Source organism: Paracraurococcus ruber, assembly GCF_004353985.1.
In the GTDB taxonomy this organism is placed as follows: domain Bacteria; phylum Pseudomonadota; class Alphaproteobacteria; order Acetobacterales; family Acetobacteraceae; genus Paracraurococcus; species Paracraurococcus ruber.
Map to the genome: position 1 here is coordinate 1 of NZ_SMOA01000411.1, position 3,480 is coordinate 3,480.

A 3,480-nucleotide genomic window follows, 5' to 3' on the forward strand; every position below is an offset into this window, starting at 1 on the left:
GCGCCGGGCGGGCGGGTCAGCCGCCGCCGGCCCGCCGCAGCGCCGCCACCTCCGCCCGCAGCGCCCGCAACTCGGCCAGCACCGCCGCGGTGTCGGCCTGGCGTTCCGCCCGGTTCTCGGCGCTCGCCGCCGCCTCCCGCTGCTCCTTCATGCCCTGGATGCTTTCGACGATCACGCCGATGAACAGGTTCAGCACCACGAAGGTGGAGACCACGATGAAGGGGATGAAGAACAGCCAGGCCCAGGGCTGCTGCTCCATCACCGGCAGGACGATGCCGTTGGTCCAGTCCTCCATCGTCATCAGCTGGAACAGGGTGAAGAGGCTGTCGCCCAGCGTGCCGAATTTCTCCGGCAGCACATCGGCATAGAGCTTCGTCGCCATCACCGCCGCGACGTAGAACATCAGCGCCATCAGGGCGACGATGCTGCCCATGCCGGGCAGCGCCGCCAGCATCGCCTCCACCACCAGGCGCAGGCTGGGGATGACGCTGACCAGCCGCAGCACCCGCAGCACGCGGAGGGCGCGGAGGACCGAGAGCGGCCCGGTCGCCGGCAGCCAGGCGATGCCGACGACGACCAGGTCGAACAGCCCCCAGGGATCGCGGAAGAAACGGCCGCGGAAGGCATAGATCCGCAGGGCCAGTTCGGCGGTGAAGACCAGCAGCAGGGCGGCGTCCACCGCATGCAGCAGGTCGCCATAGGCGGCCATGATGCTGCCCGAGGTCTCGAGCCCCAGGGTCACCGCGTTCAGCAGGATCAGCCCGGTGACCAGGCGTTGGAAGGGTTGCGAAAGCACCAGGCGGGCGATGCGCGCGCGCGGCGAATCATCGAGGTCGAGCGCGGTGAGCACTTCCTGCATCGTCGGGTCCCGGCATGGCGGCGGCGTAAGGGTTCCGTAAGGAATGGTCCCCCGCCGGGTCGGCGACAAGGGCGGCCCGAACCCAGGCAGCCTGCCTTGGCGCCCGAAACCTTCCCTTCACGCCCAGCCGATCATAACCGTGATGGTTTCAGGCGGAGGCAGGATGCTTCCGACGGCGCAGGGCGCCGGCGATGGTGGCGGCTGGGCGCGGGGCCGGATGGCGGCCGAGATCACCTCGGACGCGGCCTTTTCCGCCCGCCTGGCCAAGGCGCAGGCGGCGGCCGAGGCCGATGATCTGCGGGTGCGCACCCTGGCAGCCCGGGCCGGCATCGCGCCGCATGCGGATTTCCACCGCACCAGCTTCGCGGAACTGGCGGTGCAGATCGGCGCGGCCGAGGGCGTGGTCTACACCACGGACATCGCCCGCATCGCCGACATGGCGGTGGCCGACCTGGCGAAGCGGATCGACACGGCGCTGGGCCCCGATGCGCCGGCCTTCACGCTGCGCATGCGCGGCGGCCGCCTGGCCCTGGACGGGCTGAACGAGGCCCAGGTGGCGAAGCTGCGGGAAGATCCGCTGCTGCTCCAGGACATGCAAAACGCCCTGGCCCTGAAGGAACAGGTGGCGGCGAACGAGGTCGCGTCCCGCTATGTCGAGGACTACCAGGCCGCCTGGCGGAGCGGCGGCCCCGCCGCGGCCGCGGCGGTGGTGCGGGCCCATGAGGGAAGGTTCGACGTGCCGCTCCGCCTGGCCTTCCGCGCCGGCGGCCAGGGCGTGGCGGTGCAGCGGGCCGACGCGCCGGCGTGACGCGGGCGGCGGGCCCGCCTCAGCCCGGGATCACCGCCGGCACGCCGAACACCGCCGGATGCAGGTGCAGCAGCGCCACCCAGGCGACCAGCGCCACCAGCGGCGCCGCCCAGCCGATCTCCCCCACGACCAGGCGGTTGCGCCCGGCCAGGATGGCGCCGAAGGGCAGGATCGAGGTGGTTGGCGCCAGCCGGGCCCAGAGATCGGGCGCGCGGCTGGCCAGCTTGGCATCGATCGAGGGCATGCCGGCCAGCGCCGTCACCAGGAAGGCGCCGAAGAAGACCAGGCTGGCGCTGTCGCCATTGCCGACGACATGCACCGCCGCCCAGAGCGCGAAGGACCACAGCATCGGGTGGCGGGTGATGCGCTGGATGCCGGCCGGCCCGGCGCCCAGCGCCGACTCCCCGCCCAGGGCGGTGGGATTGCCGCGGAGCGAGGCGACGAAGAGCAGGAAGGCCGGCAGCATGACGAGCGCGAGGATCCAGCGCAGCCAGCCCGGCGCGAACCAGAGCGGGGTGGTCTCCGCCCCCTTCCAGGCCTGCACCAGCAGGCCGATGGCGGCGAAGGACAGCAAGGAGTAGCCGATGCGGAAGGCCGTCTCCCCGGTGCGGGCGACGATGCGGCCGCGCAGCGCCGTGCCGGCGATGCCGACATGCACCCCCACCCAGAGCAGCGCCGCGAGCAGCAGCAGAAGCATGTCCCGAATCCCCGAAAGCCGGCGGCGAAGTGTCGGCCGGCGGCGGCGCGCCTGTCCATCGCGGCTGGGCGGCGCGGGCGCCCGCCGGTGCCCTGCCGCGCCCGGCGCTGGACAGCGATGCCGCCCAGGCGGCAGGTAGGCGCATGGCCATGCCTGCCCTGCTCTCGCTCGAGCCCCTCTTCGCCTCCCCCCTGCTGCGCTTCGGCGTGCCGGACGCGGAAGGGCTGAACGCGATGCTGCTGGCGGAGGTGTCGGCGATGCGCGCCGCTTCCCCCGGCATCGCCCGCAGCAACCGGCAGGGCTGGCATTCGGCCACCGACCTGTTCGAGCGGACGGAGCCGGGCTGCGCCCTGCTGCGCCGCCATGTGCTGGATGCGGCGCGGCAGGCGGCGCTGGCGCTCGCCCCGGACCTCGACCTCGCCGCCATCGCGGTGCAGGGGGAAGCCTGGGTGAATGTGAACGGCCCGGGCGCCTTCAACGTGCCGCATGAGCATCCGGGCTGGACCTTCTCCGGCTGCTACTACGTGGCGATGCCCGAGACGGCGGAGGCGCGCGGCGGCGCCATCGAGTTCCTCGACACGCGCATGGGCGTCGCCGCCTTCGGCCTGGCCGGGTCGGACACCTTCTCGGGCAAGGTCGCCTGCCGCCCGGCGCCGGGCGAGATGCTGATCTTTCCCTGCTGGCTGAAGCACTGGGTCTATCCGCATGACGCGGCGGCGGAGCGCGTGACCATCGCCTTCAACCTGCGCTGCGTGCCGCGGCGCCGCCAGGGCGGGTCGGGCGGCGGCGCCACCGCCGAGGTGCGTGCAGCCGATCGACCATCATGACCCAGGGCGGCTCGCGCAGCGGCGCGACCGCCGTGCGGCGACAGCGGGCCGGAACCCCGGCCTGAACGCCGTCTGCCGTGGTGTCCTGCCTGCGAGTGCCGCCGCCATCGGCCGGGGACATCCGCGCCTGTCCCCGGCTGCCGCCGGCGCTCGTGGCACCTGGGGGCCGGAGAGAGGGCGGAGCGCGGCCCGACGCGGCCACCCGGGCGCGGCTGCCGGTGGTGCGGCGCGCATCCCCATCGGGCCGCGCCGTGCGGGCACCCCGGGCGCCGGAGCGCGCCGGGCGGCC

4 protein-coding genes are annotated in these 3,480 nt (G+C 73.7%); 2 read left to right on the forward strand and 2 right to left on the reverse strand.

Features of this window, described 5'->3' with window-relative positions:
• Positions 1–16: 16 nt before the first annotated feature.
• The gene (locus E2C05_RS29930) at positions 17–859 is read right to left on the reverse strand and encodes an ion transporter (RefSeq protein WP_133223266.1); all 843 of its coding nucleotides are present in this window, start codon (positions 857–859) and stop codon (positions 17–19) included.
• Between the two features lie 163 nt (positions 860–1,022).
• Here E2C05_RS29930 and E2C05_RS29935 point away from each other — a divergent pair, with 163 nt between their 5' ends.
• Entirely contained in the window at positions 1,023–1,667 is a 645-nt protein-coding gene (locus E2C05_RS29935; protein ID WP_133223267.1) for a hypothetical protein, read from the forward strand.
• Between the two features lie 19 nt (positions 1,668–1,686).
• Here E2C05_RS29935 and E2C05_RS29940 read toward each other — a convergent pair whose 3' ends face one another.
• Entirely contained in the window at positions 1,687–2,364 is a 678-nt protein-coding gene (locus E2C05_RS29940) for an NnrU family protein (protein WP_133223268.1), read from the reverse strand.
• Between the two features lie 143 nt (positions 2,365–2,507).
• On the opposite strand from E2C05_RS29940, the gene E2C05_RS29945 reads away from it, so the two are divergent.
• On the forward strand, positions 2,508–3,191 hold the full coding sequence (locus E2C05_RS29945) for a TIGR02466 family protein (RefSeq protein WP_133223269.1): 684 nt from the start codon (positions 2,508–2,510) through the stop codon (positions 3,189–3,191).
• Positions 3,192–3,480: the final 289 nt, after the last annotated feature.